The organism is Nocardia jejuensis NBRC 103114 (genome assembly GCF_001613145.1).
GTDB classification, from domain to species: domain Bacteria; phylum Actinomycetota; class Actinomycetes; order Mycobacteriales; family Mycobacteriaceae; genus Nocardia; species Nocardia jejuensis.
Window position 1 is genome coordinate 56706 of sequence record NZ_BDBU01000022.1, and the last position, 18901, is coordinate 75606.

The 18901-nt window shown below is 67.5% G+C and carries 16 protein-coding genes and 1 riboswitch; of the genes, 12 read left to right on the plus strand and 4 right to left on the minus strand.

The genetic code is table 11. The features are described 5' to 3' along the window. Window positions 1-185: 185 nt before the first annotated feature. The 5 genes from NJ1_RS17700 (at window position 186) to NJ1_RS17715 (ending at window position 5986) form a co-directional block, all read left to right on the plus strand. A complete protein-coding gene (locus NJ1_RS17700; RefSeq protein WP_174557090.1) occupies window positions 186-1160 on the plus strand; it encodes an NAD(P)H-dependent flavin oxidoreductase in 975 nt (324 codons plus the stop codon). Between the two features lie 174 nt (window positions 1161-1334). Further along, on the plus strand, window positions 1335-1505 hold the full coding sequence (locus NJ1_RS38215; RefSeq protein WP_084478444.1) for a type II toxin-antitoxin system VapB family antitoxin: 171 nt from the start codon (window positions 1335-1337) through the stop codon (window positions 1503-1505). Between the two features lie 201 nt (window positions 1506-1706). After that, the gene (locus NJ1_RS17705) at window positions 1707-4379 is read left to right on the plus strand and encodes an acyltransferase domain-containing protein (protein WP_067695288.1); all 2673 of its coding nucleotides are present in this window, start codon (window positions 1707-1709) and stop codon (window positions 4377-4379) included. 51 nt (window positions 4380-4430) lie between these two features. Continuing rightward, a complete protein-coding gene (locus NJ1_RS17710) occupies window positions 4431-4820 on the plus strand; it encodes a hypothetical protein (protein WP_067695291.1) in 390 nt (129 codons plus the stop codon). Next, window positions 4817-5986 carry a cation:proton antiporter gene (locus NJ1_RS17715; RefSeq protein ID WP_067695296.1) on the plus strand — a complete coding sequence of 390 codons (1170 nt, stop codon included), beginning with the start codon at window positions 4817-4819 and terminating at the stop codon, window positions 5984-5986. Before NJ1_RS17710 ends, NJ1_RS17715 begins: the two co-directional genes overlap by 4 nt. Here the strand turns inward: NJ1_RS17715 and NJ1_RS17720 are convergent. The 3 genes from NJ1_RS17720 to NJ1_RS17730 form a co-directional block, all read right to left on the minus strand. Next, on the minus strand, window positions 5935-6354 hold the full coding sequence (locus NJ1_RS17720; protein WP_067695299.1) for an RNA-binding S4 domain-containing protein: 420 nt from the start codon (window positions 6352-6354) through the stop codon (window positions 5935-5937). The genes NJ1_RS17715 and NJ1_RS17720 overlap by 52 nt on opposite strands. Before the next feature lie 35 nt (window positions 6355-6389). Next, window positions 6390-6977 carry a C40 family peptidase gene (locus NJ1_RS17725; RefSeq protein WP_067695506.1) on the minus strand — a complete coding sequence of 196 codons (588 nt, stop codon included), beginning with the start codon at window positions 6975-6977 and terminating at the stop codon, window positions 6390-6392. A 79-nt stretch (window positions 6978-7056) separates the two neighbouring features. Beyond that, a riboswitch (cyclic di-AMP (ydaO/yuaA leader) is annotated at window positions 7057-7216 on the minus strand. Window positions 7217-7539: 323 nt separating this feature from the next. After that, window positions 7540-7779, minus strand: coding sequence for a hypothetical protein (locus NJ1_RS17730; RefSeq protein ID WP_157574063.1), 240 nt, complete (start codon window positions 7777-7779; stop codon window positions 7540-7542). A 160-nt stretch (window positions 7780-7939) separates the two neighbouring features. Between NJ1_RS17730 and NJ1_RS17735 the strand changes: the two genes are divergently transcribed. The 4 genes from NJ1_RS17735 (at window position 7940) to NJ1_RS17750 (ending at window position 12987) form a co-directional block, all read left to right on the plus strand. Beyond that, on the plus strand, window positions 7940-9124 hold the full coding sequence (locus NJ1_RS17735) for an ATP-binding protein (protein ID WP_067695305.1): 1185 nt from the start codon (window positions 7940-7942) through the stop codon (window positions 9122-9124). A 148-nt stretch (window positions 9125-9272) separates the two neighbouring features. Then, window positions 9273-11228, plus strand: a complete 1956-nt coding sequence (locus NJ1_RS17740; protein WP_067695509.1) for an acyl-CoA dehydrogenase family protein — start codon at window positions 9273-9275, stop codon at window positions 11226-11228. A 329-nt stretch (window positions 11229-11557) separates the two neighbouring features. Next, window positions 11558-12574: an alpha/beta fold hydrolase gene (locus NJ1_RS17745; RefSeq protein ID WP_084478462.1), complete on the plus strand. Its 1017-nt coding sequence runs from the start codon at window positions 11558-11560 to the stop codon at window positions 12572-12574. Between the two features lie 125 nt (window positions 12575-12699). Next, window positions 12700-12987, plus strand: a complete 288-nt coding sequence (locus NJ1_RS17750) for an Rv0250c family protein (protein ID WP_067695512.1) — start codon at window positions 12700-12702, stop codon at window positions 12985-12987. Between the two features lie 190 nt (window positions 12988-13177). Here NJ1_RS17750 and NJ1_RS17755 read toward each other — a convergent pair whose 3' ends face one another. Further along, window positions 13178-14551 (minus strand): thiolase family protein, encoded by a 1374-nt coding sequence (locus NJ1_RS17755; RefSeq protein WP_067695307.1) that lies wholly within the window; start codon window positions 14549-14551, stop codon window positions 13178-13180. A gap of 388 nt (window positions 14552-14939) precedes the next feature. Here NJ1_RS17755 and sdhC point away from each other — a divergent pair, with 388 nt between their 5' ends. The 3 genes from sdhC to NJ1_RS17770 all read left to right on the plus strand — a co-directional run bounded on the left by sdhC (window position 14940) and on the right by NJ1_RS17770 (window position 18553). Further along, a complete protein-coding gene (gene sdhC, locus NJ1_RS17760) occupies window positions 14940-15779 on the plus strand; it encodes a succinate dehydrogenase subunit SdhC (RefSeq protein WP_067695310.1) in 840 nt (279 codons plus the stop codon). Between the two features lie 66 nt (window positions 15780-15845). Beyond that, entirely contained in the window at window positions 15846-17804 is a 1959-nt protein-coding gene (locus NJ1_RS17765) for a fumarate reductase/succinate dehydrogenase flavoprotein subunit (protein ID WP_084478446.1), read from the plus strand. A gap of 2 nt (window positions 17805-17806) precedes the next feature. Beyond that, complete coding sequence (locus NJ1_RS17770; RefSeq protein ID WP_067695312.1) at window positions 17807-18553, plus strand: succinate dehydrogenase/fumarate reductase iron-sulfur subunit; 747 nt, start codon at window positions 17807-17809, stop codon at window positions 18551-18553. Window positions 18554-18901: the final 348 nt, after the last annotated feature.

Here is an 18901-nt window from a genome sequence, read left to right on the forward strand (position 1 = left end):
TCATTCAGCAGCTCAGAGCATGGAAGCTAGACTTGCCCCGGTCGGCGGTGGGTTCGAGTTATCCCCAGGTTCGCCGCAAAGTGGTAGCCACAGGTGCAAACTCCCACTCACATCGGGGTTGAACCCCCATATGCAACTATGCGAGTATCGAGCCATTCCGCGAGAGGCTCGAGAGGACACTGCCAATGGCTCTGCGTACACGGTTCACCGAGACCTTCGGGGTCGAGCATCCGATCGTCCAGGGCGGCATGATGTGGGTCGGCCGCGCCGAACTCGCCGCCGCCGTCTCCGAGGCCGGTGGCCTGGGCATCATCACCGCCCTGACCCAGCCGACGCCCGAGGCGCTGCTCGAGGAGATCGAGCGCGCGCGTGCGCTGACCGACAAGCCTTTCGGCGTGAACGTCACCATCCTGCCGTCGATCAACCCGCCGCCGTACGAGGAGTACATGAAGGCGATCATCGACTCCGGGGTGAAGATCGTGGAGACCGCGGGTTCCAACCCCGAGCCCTTCCTGCCGTACTACAAGGCCGCCGGTATCAAGGTGCTGCACAAGTGCACCAGCGTGCGGCACGCCCTCAAGGCGCAGAAGATCGGCGTCGACGGCGTCAGCATCGACGGCTTCGAATGCGCCGGGCACCCGGGTGAGGACGACGTACCGGGCCTGATCCTGATTCCGGCCGCCACGAAGGCGCTGGACATTCCGGTCATCGCCTCCGGTGGCATCGCCGACGCGCGCGGCCTGGTCGCGGCGCTGGCGCTGGGCGCGGACGGCGTGAACATGGGCACCCGCTTCATGTGCACCCAGGAGTCGGCGATCCACCAGACGGTCAAGGAGCAGATCGTCGCCAATTCCGAGCGGGCCACCCAGCTCATCTTCCGCACCATGCACAACACCGCGCGCGTGGCCGACAACGAGATCAGCCGCAAGGTCGTCGAGATCGAGAAGGCCGGCGGCAAGTTCGAGGACGTGCGCGATCTGGTCGCCGGTGCGCGCGGTCGCAAGGTGTTCGAAGAGGGAGATCTGGACGCCGGCATCTGGTCGGCCGGTCAGGTGCAGGGCCTCATCGACGACATCCCGACCTGTGGCGAGCTGGTCTCGCGCATGGTCACCGAGGCCGAAGAGCTGATCGGCGCGCGTCTGGCGGGCATGCTCGGCTGATACGCCGGCACGGTGAGGGGCATCGCCCCGAGCGGCGCCGCGCCGGAAAGCGTGCCGCATCCGAACGAGAGGGCCCTGAGCATGATTGCTCAGGGCTCTCGCCGTTCCGGCACTCCCCTCGCTCCGAATAGAGGATGCTTGCAAGTACACGACTGACGTGGTGGAGGTACCGACATGGCAATCACTCGGATCTATCTCGATGACGAAGCCTTGCGACGCGCGATGGCGATTTCGGGAGTCGAGACCGAACAGGATGCGGTGAACCTCGCACTGCGTTTCTTCTCCACGCACGCCACGCCGGAGGATCTGTCCGCGCCCATTCACATCCGGGCCGCCACCGCCTGACTCGGCGCGCCGCGGGCGGACTTCCCGCATCGCGTGCGAATCCACGCATGTGAGAAGCCCACCTGCGCAAAGGTATTCTGAGCGCGGCGGAATCTTGGCACAATCGCCGGAGGTACCTCGGCGGCCACCGGCGCCGGACACGGGAGGCTTCCTGTGCGGCAGAGTACGACAGCATCGACCGATCCCACTCCCGTTACGCGGGTGGCGATCGTCGGTGTCGGCTGCCGTGCCACGGGCACCCAGTTCGATCACGAGTGGTTCGGAATCGGCGCGCTCGAAGCCGCCGGTATGAGTCCGCGCCTGCGCGCGAATCTCGAAGTGGCCGTGGAGGCCCTGGACGATTCGGGCCTGGGTTTCCTGGCGCGGGGATCGAACGCCGCGGTGGTCTTCGGCGCGGGCGGCGCGACCAACAGCGCGCACCAGCTCTCGCGCGCCCTGGACCTGCGCGGTCCCAGTCTCACGGTCGACAGCGAACGCGACTCTCCGCTGGTGGCCGTCGATATGGGCGTACGCCTGCTCGCCGATCCGGGAGTCCCCTTCGTGATCGCGGGTGGCGTGGATCTCGCTCTGCTGCCGGACATTTCGGACCTGCACACCCCGGAGACGCACTCGCCCGACGCGCTGTGCACCGTGGTGGTGCTGCAGCGCACCGCCGACGCCGAGCGCACCGGCACCCGCCGCTATGCCGAAATCGTGCCCACCGGTTTGGGTTTCCCCGATACCGGCGGCAAACCCGCCCGGATCGCCCTGCACGACGCCCTGGCGTCACACCGTTCCCCCGGCCTCGGCTCACCGCCCGCGCACAGCGACGATCCGCCCGTTCTCATCCCCCTCACCGGCCGCGATCCCGCCGCGCTGCGCGAGCTCGCCCTGCAATGGTCCGCCGCGGTGTTCTCCTATCGCACCCTGCACGAATTCTCCGCTGCCACTTCTCGTCTCACCCCCGAGGCCACCCGCGCCACCGTGCTGGCCCATACCCCCGGTGAAGCGGCCGCCCAGCTGCGCGTCCTCGCCCGGCGCATTTCCGCCGCCGCCACCACCTCCGGCATCCCCCGCCCGATTCCGGCGCCGTCCGGGCGCGAGGCCGCCCAGCGGGTCCCGGCTCACGCGCCCGGAGCGGTCGAATGCCTGCCCACTCACGATGCGGTCCAGTCGGTTTCGAGCATCTTCCGGCCGTACGGAGCATCGACGATGTTCTCCGCCCGGCGGCCGGGTTCGGGGGCTGGGGGTGTGCTGCTGTTGTTCTCGGGCGGCGGCGGGCATCCCCGCATGGGCAGGGCACTGGCGGCACGGTATCCGGTGTTCGGGCGCGCGGTGACGGAGGCGGCCGATGCGGTCGTGACCGCGGGAGGCCCCCGGGTGTGGACGCCCCGGCACGGGTTCACGAATCATGGTGAGAGCGGCAGTGGTTGGGAGAGTGTGTCTTTCGCGCATCCGGCGCTGTTCGTATTCCAGGTCGCGATGGCCGAACTGCTCGGCTCGTGGGGTGTGCGAACGAGCGGGGTGGCCGGATACGGCGCGGGGGAGGTCGCCGCGGCGGTCGTGAGCGGCGCGCTGTCGATGGCCGACGGCGCACGGGTGGCGATAGCGCGCGCACGGGTGCTGGCACGGGCCGAGGCGCCGACCGCGGCTGCGGTATTGGAGGCGACGCCCGCCGAGGTCGCGCGGCTGGTCGAACCGATGCGGGCCGATGTCGGGGTGGCGGCGATCGACGGGCCGCGCTCGATCACGGTGTCCGGGGATCCGCGCTACATCGACGCGCTGGTGCGCCGGGCGCACCGGCGGGCCATCTTCGCGCAGCGGATCGCCGACCCCGGTGGTGAGGAGCGCGCCACCGGCCGCGCTGTTCCGCACATGCCGGTATTGCGCGCACTCGCACCGCAGCTGACCGCCGAGCTGGCGGGAATCGCCTCGCGGGCAGCAGAACTCACGTTCTACTCCACCACGCACCACGGAACGAGGTTCGACGGATCGGCTCGGCACACACCCGGACCGTCCGAGGCCGTCGGCTCGAGTCCGGCGGGTGAACGAATGGACGCCGGGTATTGGGGGGCGAACCTCGCGGGGCCGGTGGATCTGGCTGCCGCGCTGGAAGGTGCTGTGCGGGATGGTGTTTCGACAGTGGTGGAGGTGGGGGCGCAGGCGGTCCTGATGCCCGCGGTCCGGGAGTTCCCGATGTTCCGGGATGCCACGCACCCGGTGGGATCGCGCGAGGACGAGCCCGCGGCGCTGTTGCGAGCGCTGGCCAACCTGTACACCGGCGGACACGAGCTGGATTGGACGGCGATCGGTCCGTTCACCACCGCACCACCGCAGCGACTGTGGCGGCGCACACCGTCGAGCCTCGGGAGTTGGGAGCCCGACGGGCAGTCCGCGAGCGAGGAGACGATGCCGCCGCCGTTCCCGGTAGTCTCCATCCGGCCGGAGGGGACCTATGTCGTCGCGGGCGGACTCGGGACGCAAGGGGCGGTCGCAGTGCGCTGGCTGCTCGATCAGGGGGCGCGCGACGTGGTCGTGCTGACCCGGTCCCCCCGGGCGCTGCCACCGCCGCTGGAGGGCATGGAGGACCGAATCGTGGTGGTGCGCTGCGATGCTCGTGATCGCGTCGATCTGGCGACCGCGCTACAGGACATCCGGGAGTGCGGTGTGCCCATCCGGGGGATCGTGCACGCCGCGTGCGCGCCCCCGCTGGTGTCCGCGGCCAACCTGCTCGATCTGACCGCGGCCGATCCGACCGATTTCACGGTGCTGCTGACCGATCCCCTGCTCGGATCGAATCTGCATCTGGCTCGCGCCGCCGTGCAGGAGCTCGCCGCCGCACACGCCGACCGGCGCGTGGTCTGCGTGGAATGGCAGAGCGGCCCGGCGGCCTGAACCGCCGCGTGTCGGGGCCGGGCGAGGTGCGGTCGCGGTGATGATGGATCCATGGCTGAGGCGACGATCCATGTGAAGTGGAAGGACACCCCGGACGAGCACGACTATCCGGCGGCGGCGGACTACCTGGAACTGCTCGGGGAGCCGAAGGTGGTCCGCGCGGTGATCGAGGAGCTGCGCACGGCCGAGATCGCGCACAAGAAGGCCAAGGACATCCTGCGGGCCTCGCACCTGGAACTGGCGCCCGCGTCGAATCCCTATGTGCGCCGGGACCTCGCGAAAATCATGGCGGGCAAGGCCTTGTCGCCGATCCTGATGGTGCGCGGGGACTTCCGCAAGGGTGTGCCCGCTCAGATCGCGGACGGTTACCACCGGGTGTGCGCCATTCACTACACCGACGAGAACATCGAGATCCCCGTGAAAATCGCCGCGCTACCGTGACATTCGGAACTCTCGCCCTCGTTATCCTGCTGGGTCTGGCCGGGCCGCTGCTGGCCTGGCGGCAGTCCTGGCGGATGCCGGTGATCCTGGGCGAGTTGCTCGCGGGAATCGCGTTCGGCACCACCGGATTCGGCGTTCTGCATCCGGCCGACGAGACCTTCACGTTCCTGGCCGATATCGGTTTCGCGGTGGTCATGTTCGTGGCCGGGACGCACGTGCCCATCCGGAACGCGGCCATCCGTTCGGCCCTCGGCATCGGCGCGCTGCGCGCCGTACTGGTGGGCCTGCTGTCCGTGGCGGCGGGTCTGGGGGTGTCGGCGCTGTTCGACATGGGACACGGCGCCCTGTACGCCGTCCTGATCGCCTCCTCCTCGGCCGCGCTGGTCCTGCCGATCATCGATTCCCAGGGTCTGAGCGGAAATTCGGTGCTGCAGTTGACAGCTCAGGTCGCCATCGCCGACGCCGCGTGTGTGGTGGCGCTGCCGCTGGTGATCGATCCGGCCGATGCGGGGCACGCGGCGCTGGGAGCGGCGGCGGTGTGCGCGGCGGCGATCACGCTGTATTTCGTGCTCCGCTACCTGGAGGATTCGGGGCTGCGACGGCGGCTGCACAAGGTCTCGGAGGATCGGCAGTACGCGATGGAGCTGCGGGTGAGCCTGGCCCTGCTGTTCGGCCTGGGGGCGCTCGCGACGGCCACCCATGTGTCGATCATGCTGGCGGGCTTCGCCTTCGGGCTCGCGGTGGCGGCGGTCGGGGAACCCCGGCGAGTGGCCAGGCAACTGTTCGCGATCAGCGACGGATTCCTCGCACCGCTGTTCTTCGTCTGGCTGGGCGCACGGCTGAACCTGCGCGAGTTCGGGGAACATCCGTGGCTGATCGCGCTCGGGCTGACACTCGGGGCGGTGGCGGTGCTGACGCACGCGGCCATGCGGCTCACCGGGCAGCGAATCGTGTTCGGCGTCATGGCTTCCGCGCAGATCGGGGTGCCCGTGGCCGCGGTGACGGTCGGCACGCAACTCGGTGTGCTGAAACCTGGTGAATCCTCGGCCCTGATGCTGGGTGCGCTGATCACCGTCGCCGCCACGGCCTGGGCGGCGCGGCGAGCGGCGCGCAGTCAGTCGGCAGAGGGCAATCGGTCGACGGAGGGCGTGCGGCCCAGCAGCTGATCGGTTTCGCGGCGTTCGCGCTTGGTCGGGCGGCCCGAGCCCCGATCGCGGCGGGGCTGCATCGCGATCAATTGCGGATCGGGCGGCGGCGGACTCTTGTCGATCAGATACTGACCGACCACCGCGGCGCCGACCCGTTTGGTGAGCAGCCGCTCGACGATGACGATGCGCTCGAGGCCGTTGACCCTGGTCCGGATCTCGTCACCGGGCTTCAGATTGTGCGCGGGCTTGACCACGACGCCGTTGACCCGCACATGCCCGGCGCGGGCGGCCGCGGCCGCGGCGGATCTGGTCTTGAACAGCCTTACAGCCCAGGTCCAAGAATCAACTCGGGCTTGGGCTGCATCGCTCTGTGGAGCAGGGGACACGCGCTACACGATAGCGCGCGTCCGTGGGTGGATCGCTACGCGGCGACGCGGCGAGCGGTGACCACCATGTCGGGACGGAGGTTGGTGTACGAGACCGGGGTGCCGGTCTGCACCGCGTTCAGCAGCTTGCCGTCACCGGCGTACATGCCGACGTGGCCGCCACCGTTGGTGATGACGATGTCGCCGGGCTGCAGGTTCTCGAACGCAACGGGGGCACCGACATTGGACTGCTCGAAGCTGGTGCGGGGAAGCTCGACGCCGGCCTGCTTGTAGGCCCACTGCACGAGTCCGGAGCAGTCGAAGCTGTAGGGGCCGGAGGCGCCCCAGGAGTACTGCGCGCCGACCTTGGTCTGCGCGGCCTCGAGGGCGATGTCCGCGGCGGTGTGCTGCTTCTGCGGAGCGAAGATGCCGGGCAGGGAGAACGCGGGATCGACTGCCTGGGGCGCGATCTGCAGGCCACCCTGGGGATGCTGGAGCACATCCACGGCCTCGTTGAACTGATCGACCTGCGGGGCGAACTGGTCGGGCACATCGAAATTGCCGATGCCCGGGATTTCAATGGTGGCAGCCTGGGCGGTGATCGCCGGGAACGCGCCGGTAGTCGTTGCTGCCATGGCGCCCATCACGATGGCGCCCTTCACGGAACTCGGTAACCGAGATTCCCGCTGCAAACTGTGCTTACCCACTGAGCCGCATCTCCGATCTTCCTTGCTTCGACCGCCGACCGGGTTAGCTGACGGGTTCGGGCCAGGAAGTAGGCCCTACCCCAACGGCTTGTGGCCGAAGGAGATTCACCCCAACGAACGTGGGTCCCCGATTCGATGACGAAAGTAGCTCGCCGTCGATTAGGCGGTAACGTCGCGGGCCGCCTCTCCGATGAAGCGACAGACTCCGCTAAGTCACGAGAAGATTACGGCTAGGCGGCTGTGTTGTCCACCCCACAGCGCACGCGTGTCGCCATGATGGGAATATCCCCCGGCCGTGAGCTGAAACCTCGCCGGAGACGCGGGATCACGAATCGATAAACCTGTCCGTTCGGACCGTTATAAACGCAGCTCGGACGGCATGCCCCGGCTTCGCAACAGTCACGGCCTCGGCTTCGCAACAGATACATCAGACCGGTCGGCACTGCGAGATCGTGATCCGGGCCGATGCCACGACTCCTCGAATCCCCCCGCGCCGGACTCACACTCGGCGTTCGAGATCCTCGATCCGGCGGCGCGCTTCGGCGAGCTCGACCTCGAGTTGACCGAGTGCCATCACGAGCGGGCCGACGGCGAGATCCGCCACCAGTTGCGGATCGTCATAGCCGCGTTCGATGGCCACCAGGATGTTGTCGCGAATGCGGGCCGCCACGACCGCCCCGTCCGGGACGTTCCAGGACTCGACCACCGCGGCCACCGTGGATACGGCTTCCTCCGACATGAACCCTCCTGCGCTGGAACGATCCGAACCAGACATAAGGGTAGAGACCCGCTGTGACACATGCGAAAAGATTGCTGTCTCTAGCATCGGAGGTAGATACCCGGATAGATCCGAATTCTCGCCTTACCGCGTGCCACTTTTCGCGCTACGGTCTTCCGGCATGGATCCTGTGCGCAATCCGTACGCTCCCGGAGCCGGCCAGCGTCCGCCCGAACTCGCGGGCCGCGATCGCCAGCTCGACGCCTTCGACATCGTGCTCGAACGCGTCGCGCGCGGACGACCCGAGCGCAGCGTAATGCTCACCGGATTGCGCGGAGTCGGAAAGACGGTGCTGCTCAACCAGCTTCGCTCGGCCGCGCGCACCCGGGGCTGGGGCACCGGGAAGCTGGAGGCGCGGCCGGATCAGGAGCTGCGGCGGCCGCTGACCTCGGCCCTGCACATGGCGATCCGCTCCATCGCTGTGGCACACCGCAATCCGGACCAGGTGGACGATTTCCTGGGGATTCTCAAGGCCTTCGCGCTGCGATCCACGGCCGACAAGAGCATGCGCGAGCGCTGGAACCCGGGCATCGACGTGCCCGCGGTGACCGGCCGCGCGGACTCCGGCGACATCGAGATCGATCTGGTCGAGCTGCTGATGGAGGCGGCGCAGGTGGTCCGCGACACCGGAGTCGGCATCGCGATCTTCATCGACGAGTTGCAGGACCTCGGCCCCGCCGACATCTCCGCGCTGTGCGGGGCATGCCACGAACTGAGCCAGGACACCGCGCCGCTGATCGTGGTGGGCGCGGGGCTGCCGCATCTGCCCGCGGTGCTGTCGGCGTCCAAGAGCTATTCCGAGCGGCTGTTCTCCTATCACCGGATCGACCGGCTCGATCGCGCCGCCGCGGATCACGCGCTGCTCGCACCCGCCGAGCGCGAGGAGGTGAAGTACACCGAGGAGGCATTGGCGGCGCTGTACGAAAAGGCCGACGGCTACCCGTATTTCGTGCAGGCATACGGCAAGGCGACCTGGGACGCGGCGGCGCAGAGTCCGATCGACGCCGAGGATGTGGCGGTGGCCGCGCCCACCGCCGAGGAGGAACTGGCGGTCGGCTTCTTCGGCTCGCGGTACGAACGCGCGACGCCCGCGGAGCGGGAGTACATGCGCGCCATGGCCGATCTGGCCGGAGACGACGGACCGGTCGCCACGGCGTCGGTGGCCAGTCAACTGGGCCGCAAACCCGCCTCGCTGTCCCCCGCGCGCGACGGGCTGATCAAGAAGGGTCTGATCTACTCGGCCGAGCGCGGCACGATCGGTTTCACGGTGCCGCATTTCGGCCGATATCTGCGCGGCGTGCAATAGCGCCGGGCGAATTTCCGGGTGCTGCTCGACATCTGATACTTCAAGATCATTGCGTGACAAGCGGTTTCGATCTTTGCGGACCACTACCGGTGGGTAACAAAGGCTCCTACACTCGTATGTGATTCTCATCACCTTCGAGGAGGACATCATGGCGACTGCCGCCAAAGTCGACGCCACAGAAGAGCAAGCTCGGGCACTTGTCGAGGAATCTCGCGAAACCACCTGGGCCAAGCCATCCTTCGCGAAGGAGATGTTTCTCGGCCGCTTCCGGCTGGACCTCATCCATCCCTTCCCACGCCCGGGGGCGCAGGAGGCCGCGAAGAACGAGGCGTACCTGAAGCGGCTGCGCGCCTTCTGCGAAACCATCGACGGTGAGCGCATCGAGAGCACCGGGCGCATTCCCGACGAATACGTGCGCGGGCTCGCCGAACTCGGCTGCTTCGGGCTGAAGATTCCCGAGGAGTACGGCGGCGTCGGGCTCGGCCAGGTCGGGTACAACCGGGCGCTCATGCTGGTCGGCTCCGCACACGCCAGCCTCGGCGTGCTGCTCTCGGCGCATCAGTCCATCGGCGTTCCCGAACCCCTGAAGCTGGCCGGCACCGCCGAACAGAAGCGAGAGTTCCTGCCGCGCTGCGCGAAAGGCGCGGTGAGCGCGTTCCTGCTCACCGAACCGGACGTCGGCTCGGACCCGGCGCGCATGGCCTCCACCGCGGTCCCCACCGCCGACGGCGAAGCCTACGAGCTCAGCGGCGTGAAGCTATGGACCACCAACGGCGTGGTCGCCGAACTGCTCGTCGTGATGGCGCGCATTCCCAAGAGCGAGGGCCATCGCGGCGGCATCTCCGCGTTCATCGTGGAGGCCGACAGCCCGGGAATCACCGTGGAGCGCCGCAATTCGTTCATGGGCCTGCGCGGCATCGAGAACGGCGTCACCCGGATGCACAATGTGCGGGTGCCGAAGCGGAACCTCGTCGGCCGCGAGGGCGACGGGCTCAAGATCGCGCTCACCACCCTCAACGCCGGGCGGCTGGCGATTCCGGCCATGTGCACCGCGGCGGCGAAGTGGTCGCTCAAGATCGCCCGGGAATGGTCGGGCACGCGCGTGCAGTGGGGCCGTCCCGTCGGCGAGCACGCCGCCGTCGGTTCGAAGCTGTCCTTCATCGCCGCAACGACATTCGCGCTGGAGGCGGTGCTGGACCTGTCCGCCACCATGTGCGACGAGAACCGCAACGACATCCGGATCGAGGCCGCGCTCGCCAAACTGTGGGCGTCGGAGATGGCCTGCACGATCGCCGACGAGCTGGTGCAGATCCGCGGCGGCCGCGGCTACGAGACCGCCGCCTCACTGGCCGCCCGCGGTGAACGCGCGGTCGCCGCCGAGCAGATGGTGCGAGATCTGCGGATCAATCGCATCTTCGAGGGTTCCAGCGAGATCATGCGACTACTCATCGCACGCGAGATGGCCGATGCCCACATGTCGGCCGCGGGCGCGCTGGTGGATCGCAATGCCGAACTCAAGGACAAGGCCAAGGCGGCCGTCGGCGCGAGCGGGTTCTACGCCAAATGGTTCCCGCAACTGGCCGTCGGGACCGGCACCGTGCCCGCCACCTTCAGCGAATTCGGGCCGCTGGCGCGGCATATGCGGTTCGTCGAGCGGATGTCGCGCAAGCAGGCCCGCGCGCTCATGTACGGCATGGCGCGCTGGCAGGCGAAGCTCGAGTACAAGCAGGGCTTCCTGGGACGCATCGTCGATATCGGCGCGGAACTGTTCGCCATGTCCGCGGCCTGCGTGAAGGCCCAATCCCTGCGGGTGGCAGGCGATCCCGACGGCACCGCCGCCGAGGAACTGGCCGAGGTCTTCTGCCGCCAGTCCCGCCTGCGGATCCAGACGCTGTTCGAATCCCTGTGGGCCAATACCGATGACGCCGACACCGAACTCACCCGCGGCATCCTGGACGGGCGCTACCGCTGGGTCGAGGCAGGCGCGATCGACCCGAGCGAGGACACCGGGCCCTGGATCTCCGAATGGCAGTTCGGCGCGTCCACCGAGGAGAACCTGATCCGCCCGTTCCTGCCCTCGACCCGCACCACCGCCACCACCTAGTTCTGTCTACGGCTCTCTATACCCAGGGATAGAGAGCCGGATATTTCCCTCGACGAGATCCGCTTCGCGCACGCGGGGCGGATCTCGTCATTTCTATGCATATCTATTCTATTTACTAGATATAGCTAGACAAACCGAGACGGCGATCGGGGCATCACTTTTCGCAGGGGTCCGGCAGCGTGCCGAGAGGGCCGGGGATTCTGCGGACCAGTTGCATAGATCGGCGGCGTCAGTTGCACAACTTGTGCATAACGCCGGGTGTGAGTTGCTAACGCGGCGGCAATGTCTATCGACAACCGGGCAAGGTGCGGACTCTCCAGGAGGACGTCATGTCCACGCTCCACCGCAACGCGGCCGATCACGACGGCCACCACTTCACGGTCTCGGCCGACGACGGCGTGCCGATCGCGGTCCACGAGTACGGCGCGCGCGAGGCCGGCATCACCGCGGTCTTCGTCCACGGCCACTGCCTGCGCACCGAATCCTGGGCGCTGCTGCGCACCCACCTGGTGCGCTACTGGGGCCAGGACATGCACATGGTGTTCTACGACCATCGCGGCCACGGAGATTCGGGCGCGGCCGATCCGGCGACGTACACCATCGATCAACTGGCCCAGGATCTCGACACCGTGCTGCGGACGGTCGCTCCGACCGGACCCGTTCTGCTGGTCGGTCATTCGATGGGCGCGATGACCGTGCTGGCCTACGCGCGACTGTTCCCGGAGACGATCGGCTCGCGGGTCATCGGCGTCGGACTGCTCGCGGGCGCGGCCAGCAGCGTCACCAGGGTCGGGCTCGGGCGGCTGCTCAACGGTCCCGCGGTGACCTCGCTGCAGGTCGCGGTGCGCCGCGCGCCCCGGGCCATGCAGGCCTCGAAGCATCTGAGCCGCCGCATCTTCGAGCCGATCATGCGCGAAGCGACCCTGGGCACCCGGCGGGTGAGCCCGCGCATGCTGGCCATCGCCACGGCCATGCTGAACGAGACCTCGCTGCTGACCATGGCCAGCTTCCTGGACTCGCTGATCCGTTTCGACGAGACCACCAGCCTGCATCGGCTGAGCGCGATTCCGGCGCTGGTGCTGGCCGGCTCGGCGGACATCGTCATCCCGTTCGCCCATTCGGTGGTGCTGGCCTCGCAACTGGACGACGTCGAACTGGTGCGCCTGGACGGGGCCGGGCACAGCGTCATCATGGAGCGCGCCGAGGAGGTCGCCGAGTCCATCGCGACCCTGCTCGAGCGGGCCGTCGCGGGCCTGCGATTCCGGGAATCCGAGCTCGGGGCGCGGGAGAGCGAACACTTCGGGACCGATCCCGAATGCGGGCCCGAGTACGCCATCGCGGGCTGACGGGGACGCGTGTCCAGGTCGACTACCTGTGGTTATGCGTTTCCGACGAGACGGATCGAGGATCGTCACGTACTGTGTTGTAGATCACTGATGTGTGGTCTGTCACACGGCTCGAGGAGGTTTCGATGACACGCAGCGAAATTGCGGAACTCCGCTACGCGGTCGGCCAGCTCCGGCAGTGCGTCAGCGCTTTGCGGTCGCAGTACGGCGAGGCTGGATCGGTCCGCCGGTTGGAGAACGATCTGGAACGACTCGTCATCGACACCGAGGAGTTCGAGCAGACGCCGCCACCCGCCCCGGCGCGGGCAACGCAGGAGACCATCTACGTCCCCGACAGCAAGTCGGACGAAGCGGCCTGGATGGGCGCGCAGGACGAGGGCCTCGGCTTCCACTCCCGGCCACGCACCAAGTAGTCCACCCACCCGGTGGGTCGCGTACCCGTCAGGGCACGGACCAAATAGGGGTTTCCGGATCCCGGCTGTCGCCGGGATGACGACTACCGCGGTCCCGGACGACATGGCGGTAGGTCATCCCGGTGAGTGCCGGGACTCACTCACGCTCGGTACCACCCGACTCACTCACGCTCGGTGCAGTCCCGCTCGCTCACGCTCGGTGCTTCCCGTTGCGGCGACGGCTGACGCCGTGGAACCGCGCGCCCCGCGGCGCGAACGCCAACGGGGTCGAATACGCGGACTCGAAGACCAGCGCCGTGGCCTGAGAGGGTCCGGTTGTGGTGGCCGCCAGGCCGAAACCGCCCTCGCGCCGGGCCAATTCGTGCAGCAGCGTGGTGACCATGCGCATGCCCGCCGCGCCGCCCGGATCACCGAGGGCGATGGCCGCGCCGTGCACATTGAGCCGTTCGGCGGGATCGAAGTCCCAGCCTTCGCGTTCCCACGACCTGGTCAGCGCCAGCACGTCCACGGCACTGGTCTCGTCGATCTCGACCAGATCCAGATCGTCGAGCAGGCAGTTGCCGCGGGCCAGCGCCCGGTCCACCGCGATCCCGGCGGCCGGCACCACGGAGTCGAATTCGCCGGTGGCAGAGGCCCATCCGACCAGATAGCCCATCGGGTCCAGGCCAAGATCCGCCAGCCGTTCCTCGGCCACCACCAGGCAGCCCGACGCGGCCAGGGTGCGGGCACTGCTGTTGCCGACGGTGCTCACCCCGCCGGGGCGGAAGGGCTGCAGTGCGGCGAAGGCCCGGGGCGACACGTCATCTCGCAGGCCCTCGTCACGGTCGACCAGTTGCACCACATCGGAATTCACGTCTCCGGGCCGGGCCGTCACCACCACCGGGGCGGTCTCGGCGCCGAAGATCCCCTGTCTGCGGGCCCGGGCCGCGCGGCGATGGCTGGCGGCGGCGAACTCGTCCGCCTCCTGCCTGGTGATGCCGTAGTGCGCGGCCAGCGCTTCGGCGTGGTCGGATTCCTGTTGTCCCCGAGCGGGTTCGACGGCCGCCCACAGCGCGACCTGCTCGCCGGTGGTCGGACTCGCACCGCCACCGGCCTTCTCACCGTCCGGACCGCCATACCCGTTGCGGCCGTTGCCATTGCCATTGCCGTTGCCATTGCCGTTGCGCGCGGCGCGGGCGCCGGGCGGCTCGGAGGCGGATGCCGGGTCGGGCCTGCCCTTGCTCCTGGGATATTCGGCGCCGAGCGCGAGCACGACATCGGCGGAGCCGGTCTGCACCATCATGGCCGCGGTGATCAGGGCGCGCATGCCGCTGCCCGGACCGGGGCCGATCGGGAATTCGCCGATATCGGGCGACAATCCGGCCAGCGGCATCGCCGCGCGGACGGCGGCGCTGCACGGGACGGCCGAGACGATCTGCTCGATCCGATACGGGTCCATCCCGGATCGGCCGATGACGGCCGACATCACCGTCGATATCAGGCGCTGCGGCGCGACCGCCGCGAGCGCGCCGCCCGGCAGTCCCACTGGTGTGCGCATCGGCATCACGATCGCGGCTCTCCGCATAACCGGCTCCCTTCGAACCTCATCACCGGTTCCCCCGGATCGCGGGGGCTTGCTCACGAAAAGGGCATCACGGCGATGTTGCTGCCATGTGACGGTGAGCGAAAGGAATGCGGCATCGCTCGAATATGGCCGCCGCGCGGCATTTCGTCCCTTTTGTAGTCAGGAATCCGAATCTCGCTGGGATCGAGCCACGTTCGCGAGATAGCCGTTTGTTCACTAAGCAAACGAACCGCTGGACGAGCGCGAAAATGTGGCGCAAATCACGGGGTCACGAATTCGCTGTACCCAACCCGAGTGATAGCTGCCCTGTCGTAGGGTGCTGACCATCACATTCGATGCCGGAGGTAACGATGACGTTCCACGGGGTAGAGCAGCGAGGCATCCAGCAGTGAGCGCCGCACCGATCAAGACTCCAGATTCGAGCACCAGCGCAACCGGGGTATTCGGCAAAGGTCGCGCGGCCATCGCCGCGCGCACCCTGCGCACCGACCGCTGGTGGCTGCCGCCACTGGTGACGGTGCTCGGCCTCGGCGCGTTCGTCATCTACGCGACAATCAGATCCTTTGCGCGCGCGGCGTATTGGGTCCAGGACTATCACTACCTGACGCCGTTCTACTCACCGTGCCTCAGCGCCTCCTGCGTCGAGGGCTCCAGTCACCTCGGGACCCCGATCGGCGAACTGCCGATGTGGATTCCGCTGGGCTTCCTGGTGTTGCCCTTCCTGTTGCTGTTCCGGCTCACCTGCTACTACTACCGCAAGGCCTACTACCGCGCGGTGTGGTTCTCGCCGCCGGCCTGCGCGGTCGCCGAACCGCACAAGAAGTACACCGGCGAGACCAGGTTGCCGCTGATCATCCAGAACGCGCACCGCTATTTCTTCTATGCGGCCCTGATCATCTCGGTGATCAACACCTACGACGCGGTGATCTCGTTCCACGCGAAGGACGGCGGGTTCGGCATCGGCCTGGGCACGCTCGTCATCACGGTGAACGCGCTGCTGCTGTGGGCCTACACGCTGTCCTGCCACTCCTGCCGGCACATCTCCGGCGGCCGGCTCAAGCACTTCTCGAAGCATCCCGTGCGGTACTGGTTCTGGACCAAGGTCTCCGCGCTGAACACCCGTCACATGCAGTTGGCCTGGACGACGCTCGGCACCCTCGTGCTGACCGACTTCTACGTGATGCTGGTCGCGAGCGGGACCATTTCCGACCCCCGGCTCATCGGCTGATCACCGCACCTCGGTCGATCGCGCACTTAGCCCCAATTCCTTTGTCTGTCAGGAGTACTCGGTCCCATGCCTGAAGTCGAACGGCACAAGTACGACGTCGTCGTGATCGGCGCCGGCGGCGCCGGACTGCGCGCGGTCATCGAAGCACGCGAGCACGGGCTGTCCGTGGCGGTGGTGTGCAAGTCGCTGTTCGGCAAGGCGCACACCGTCATGGCCGAGGGCGGCTGCGCGGCCGCCATGGGCAATGCCAACGAGAAGGACAACTGGCAGACCCATTTCAAGGACACCATGCGCGGTGGCAAGTTCCTGAACAACTGGCGGATGGCCGAACTGCACGCGCAGGAGGCTCCGGACCGGGTGTGGGAACTGGAAACCTATGGGGCGCTGTTCGATCGGACCAAGGACGGCCGGATCAGCCAGCGCAACTTCGGCGGTCACACCTACCCGCGCCTGGCGCACGTCGGCGACCGCACCGGACTCGAACTCATCCGCACCATGCAGCAGCGGATCGTCGCGCTGCAGCAGGAGGATTTCGCGCAGACCGGCGATTACGAGGCGCGCATCAAGGTCTTCGCCGAATGCACCGTCACCGAGCTGCTCAAGGACGGCGACCGCATCTCCGGGGCCTTCGGCTACTGGCGCGAATCGGGCCGGTTCATCCTGTTCGAGACTCCGGCCGTGGTGCTGGCCACCGGCGGCATCGGCAAGTCATACAAGACGACGTCGAACTCCTGGGAGTACACCGGTGACGGGCACGCGCTGGCCCTGCGCGCCGGGGCGACGCTCATCAACATGGAGTTCCTGCAGTTCCATCCCACCGGCATGGTCTGGCCGCCCAGCGTCAAGGGCATCCTGGTCACCGAGGGCGTGCGCGGCGACGGCGGTGTTCTGAAGAACACCGAGGGCAAGCGCTTCATGTTCGACTACATCCCCGCGGTGTTCAAGGGCCAGTACGCCGAGACCGAGGAGGAGGCGGACCAGTGGTTGAAGGACAACGACTCCGCCCGCCGCACCCCGGATCTGCTCCCCCGCGACGAGGTCGCGCGCGCGATCAACGAGGAGGTGAAGGCCGGGCGCGGCACCAAGAACGGTGGCGTGTACCTGGATATCGCCTCGCGCATGCCGGCCGCGGAGATCCGCAAGCGGCTGCCCTCCATGCATCACCAGTTCCTCGAGCTGGCGGACGTCGACATCACCTCCGAGCCCATGGAGGTCGGCCCTACCTGCCACTACGTCATGGGCGGGATCGAGGTGGACCCCGATACCGGCGCGGCCACCGTCCCCGGATTGTTCGCCGCCGGTGAGTGTTCCGGCGGTATGCACGGATCCAACCGGCTCGGCGGCAACTCGCTGTCGGATCTGCTGGTGTTCGGCCGCCGCGCGGGTCTGGGCGCGGCCACCTATGTGGAGGGCCTCGCGGCTCGGCCCAAGATCGCCGATGTCGACATCTCCGCGGCGTCCAAAGCCGCGGTGGCACCGTTCGATCCGCCCGCAGAGGGCTCGGGCGAGAATCCGTACACACTGCACATGGATCTGCAGCAGACCATGAACGACCTGGTCGGCATCATCCGCAAGGAGCACGAACTCGTCGAGGCGATCGAGAAGCTCTCGTCACTGCGCGACCGCTACGACGCGGTCACCGTCGAGGGCCACCGCCAGTTCAACCCGGGTTGGCATCTGGCACTGGATCTTCGGAACATGCTGCTGATCAGCGAATGCGTGGCGCAGGCGGCGCTGCTGCGCACCGAGAGCCGCGGCGGCCACACCCGCGACGATCATCCGGGCATGGATCCGGTGTGGCGCAACAAGTTGCTGGTCTGCCGGACCGATCCGGACGAGGTCGGCTTCACGGTGCCCTCGGTGACGGTGACGCCCGAGGATCAGGAACCCATGCGCACCGAACTGCTCGCGCTGTTCGAGGTGACCGAGCTCGAAAAGTACTACAACCCGGCCGAACTCACGTCGCTCGGTACCAGTCCCACCGGTGCGGCCGCCAGCGGAGCCACCGAAGAGAAGGGCGCATAGCCATGAGCTACGACGCGAAGTTCAGGGTCTGGCGTGGCGACACCGACGGCGGCGATCTGCAGGATTTCACCGTGGAGGTGAACGAGGGCGAGGTGGTGCTCGACATCATCCACCGCCTGCAGGCCACCCAGGCCTCGGATCTGGCGGTGCGCTGGAACTGCAAGGCGGGCAAGTGCGGTTCGTGCTCGGCCGAGATCAACGGCAAGCCCCGCCTGCTGTGCATGACGCGCATGTCGACCTTCACCGAGGACGAGGTGGTGACGGTGACGCCGATGCGCACCTTCCCCGTCATCCGCGACCTGGTCTGCGATGTGTCGTTCAACTACAAGAAGGCGCGGGAGATCCCGTCCTTCACCCCGCCGGTGGATCTGAAGCCGGGCGAGTACCGCATGCAGCAGCAGGACGTGGAGCGGTCGCAGGAATTCCGCAAGTGCATCGAATGCTTCCTGTGCCAGAACACCTGTCACGTCGTGCGTGATCACGACGAGAACAAGCAGTCTTTCTCCGGACCGCGCTATCTGATGCGGATCGCAGAACTGGAAATGCATCCGCTGGATGTGGCGGACCGCCGGGAACTCGCGCAGGAGGAGGCGGGACTCGGCTACTGCAATATCACCAAGTGCTGCACCGAGGTCTGCCCCGAGCACATCAAGATTACCGACAACGCGCTGATCCCCCTGAAGGAGCGCGTCGTCGACAATCGCTACGACCCGCTGGTCTGGCTGGGCAACAAGCTGTTCCGGCGCTGACCCGGGCAGTCAGGAAACCGGAGAGCGAAACCGGCCGGGCCGAACCGGCCGGGCGAAACCGGCAGAGCCGAAAACCAAGGGTGCGCGGGGAGAAATCCCCGCGCACCCTTCTAGTTTCGAAAGAGGCTTGTCACAAGTAGGACACTGCGCAAAGTTGGACACTGCTCACAAGATGGCTACCACGCCGAGCGCGACCGCGCCGACGAGCACTCCAATGGCCAATGCCGACACCAAAGCTCCGGTCAGTACGTATACACCCATCGCTGACACCGCGAAAAGCATCCCTACGATCAGCCGTTCCACCCAGTCGTCGGGACCCAGCTTGCGGTACCGAGGACGGGCATTTCT

What these genes read in the sequence shown, in the direction of transcription:
- NJ1_RS17770 (WP_067695312.1), top strand. Translation starts at nt 17,807, where the DNA reads ATGAGCTACGACGCGAAGTTCAGGGTCTGGCGTGGCGACACCGACGGC.
- NJ1_RS17730 (WP_157574063.1), bottom strand. Translation starts at nt 7,779, where the DNA reads ATGTCGGAGGAAGCCGTATCCACGGTGGCCGCGGTGGTCGAGTCCTGG.
- NJ1_RS17725 (WP_067695506.1), bottom strand. Translation starts at nt 6,977, where the DNA reads ATGGGCGCCATGGCAGCAACGACTACCGGCGCGTTCCCGGCGATCACC.
- NJ1_RS17755 (WP_067695307.1), bottom strand. Translation starts at nt 14,551, where the DNA reads ATGCGGAGAGCCGCGATCGTGATGCCGATGCGCACACCAGTGGGACTG.
- NJ1_RS17765 (WP_084478446.1), top strand. Translation starts at nt 15,846, where the DNA reads ATGCCTGAAGTCGAACGGCACAAGTACGACGTCGTCGTGATCGGCGCC.
- NJ1_RS17750 (WP_067695512.1), top strand. Translation starts at nt 12,700, where the DNA reads ATGACACGCAGCGAAATTGCGGAACTCCGCTACGCGGTCGGCCAGCTC.
- NJ1_RS17735 (WP_067695305.1), top strand. Translation starts at nt 7,940, where the DNA reads ATGGATCCTGTGCGCAATCCGTACGCTCCCGGAGCCGGCCAGCGTCCG.
- NJ1_RS17700 (WP_174557090.1), top strand. Translation starts at nt 186, where the DNA reads ATGGCTCTGCGTACACGGTTCACCGAGACCTTCGGGGTCGAGCATCCG.
- NJ1_RS17710 (WP_067695291.1), top strand. Translation starts at nt 4,431, where the DNA reads ATGGCTGAGGCGACGATCCATGTGAAGTGGAAGGACACCCCGGACGAG.
- NJ1_RS17745 (WP_084478462.1), top strand. Translation starts at nt 11,558, where the DNA reads ATGTCCACGCTCCACCGCAACGCGGCCGATCACGACGGCCACCACTTC.
- NJ1_RS38215 (WP_084478444.1), top strand. Translation starts at nt 1,335, where the DNA reads ATGGCAATCACTCGGATCTATCTCGATGACGAAGCCTTGCGACGCGCG.
- NJ1_RS17740 (WP_067695509.1), top strand. Translation starts at nt 9,273, where the DNA reads ATGGCGACTGCCGCCAAAGTCGACGCCACAGAAGAGCAAGCTCGGGCA.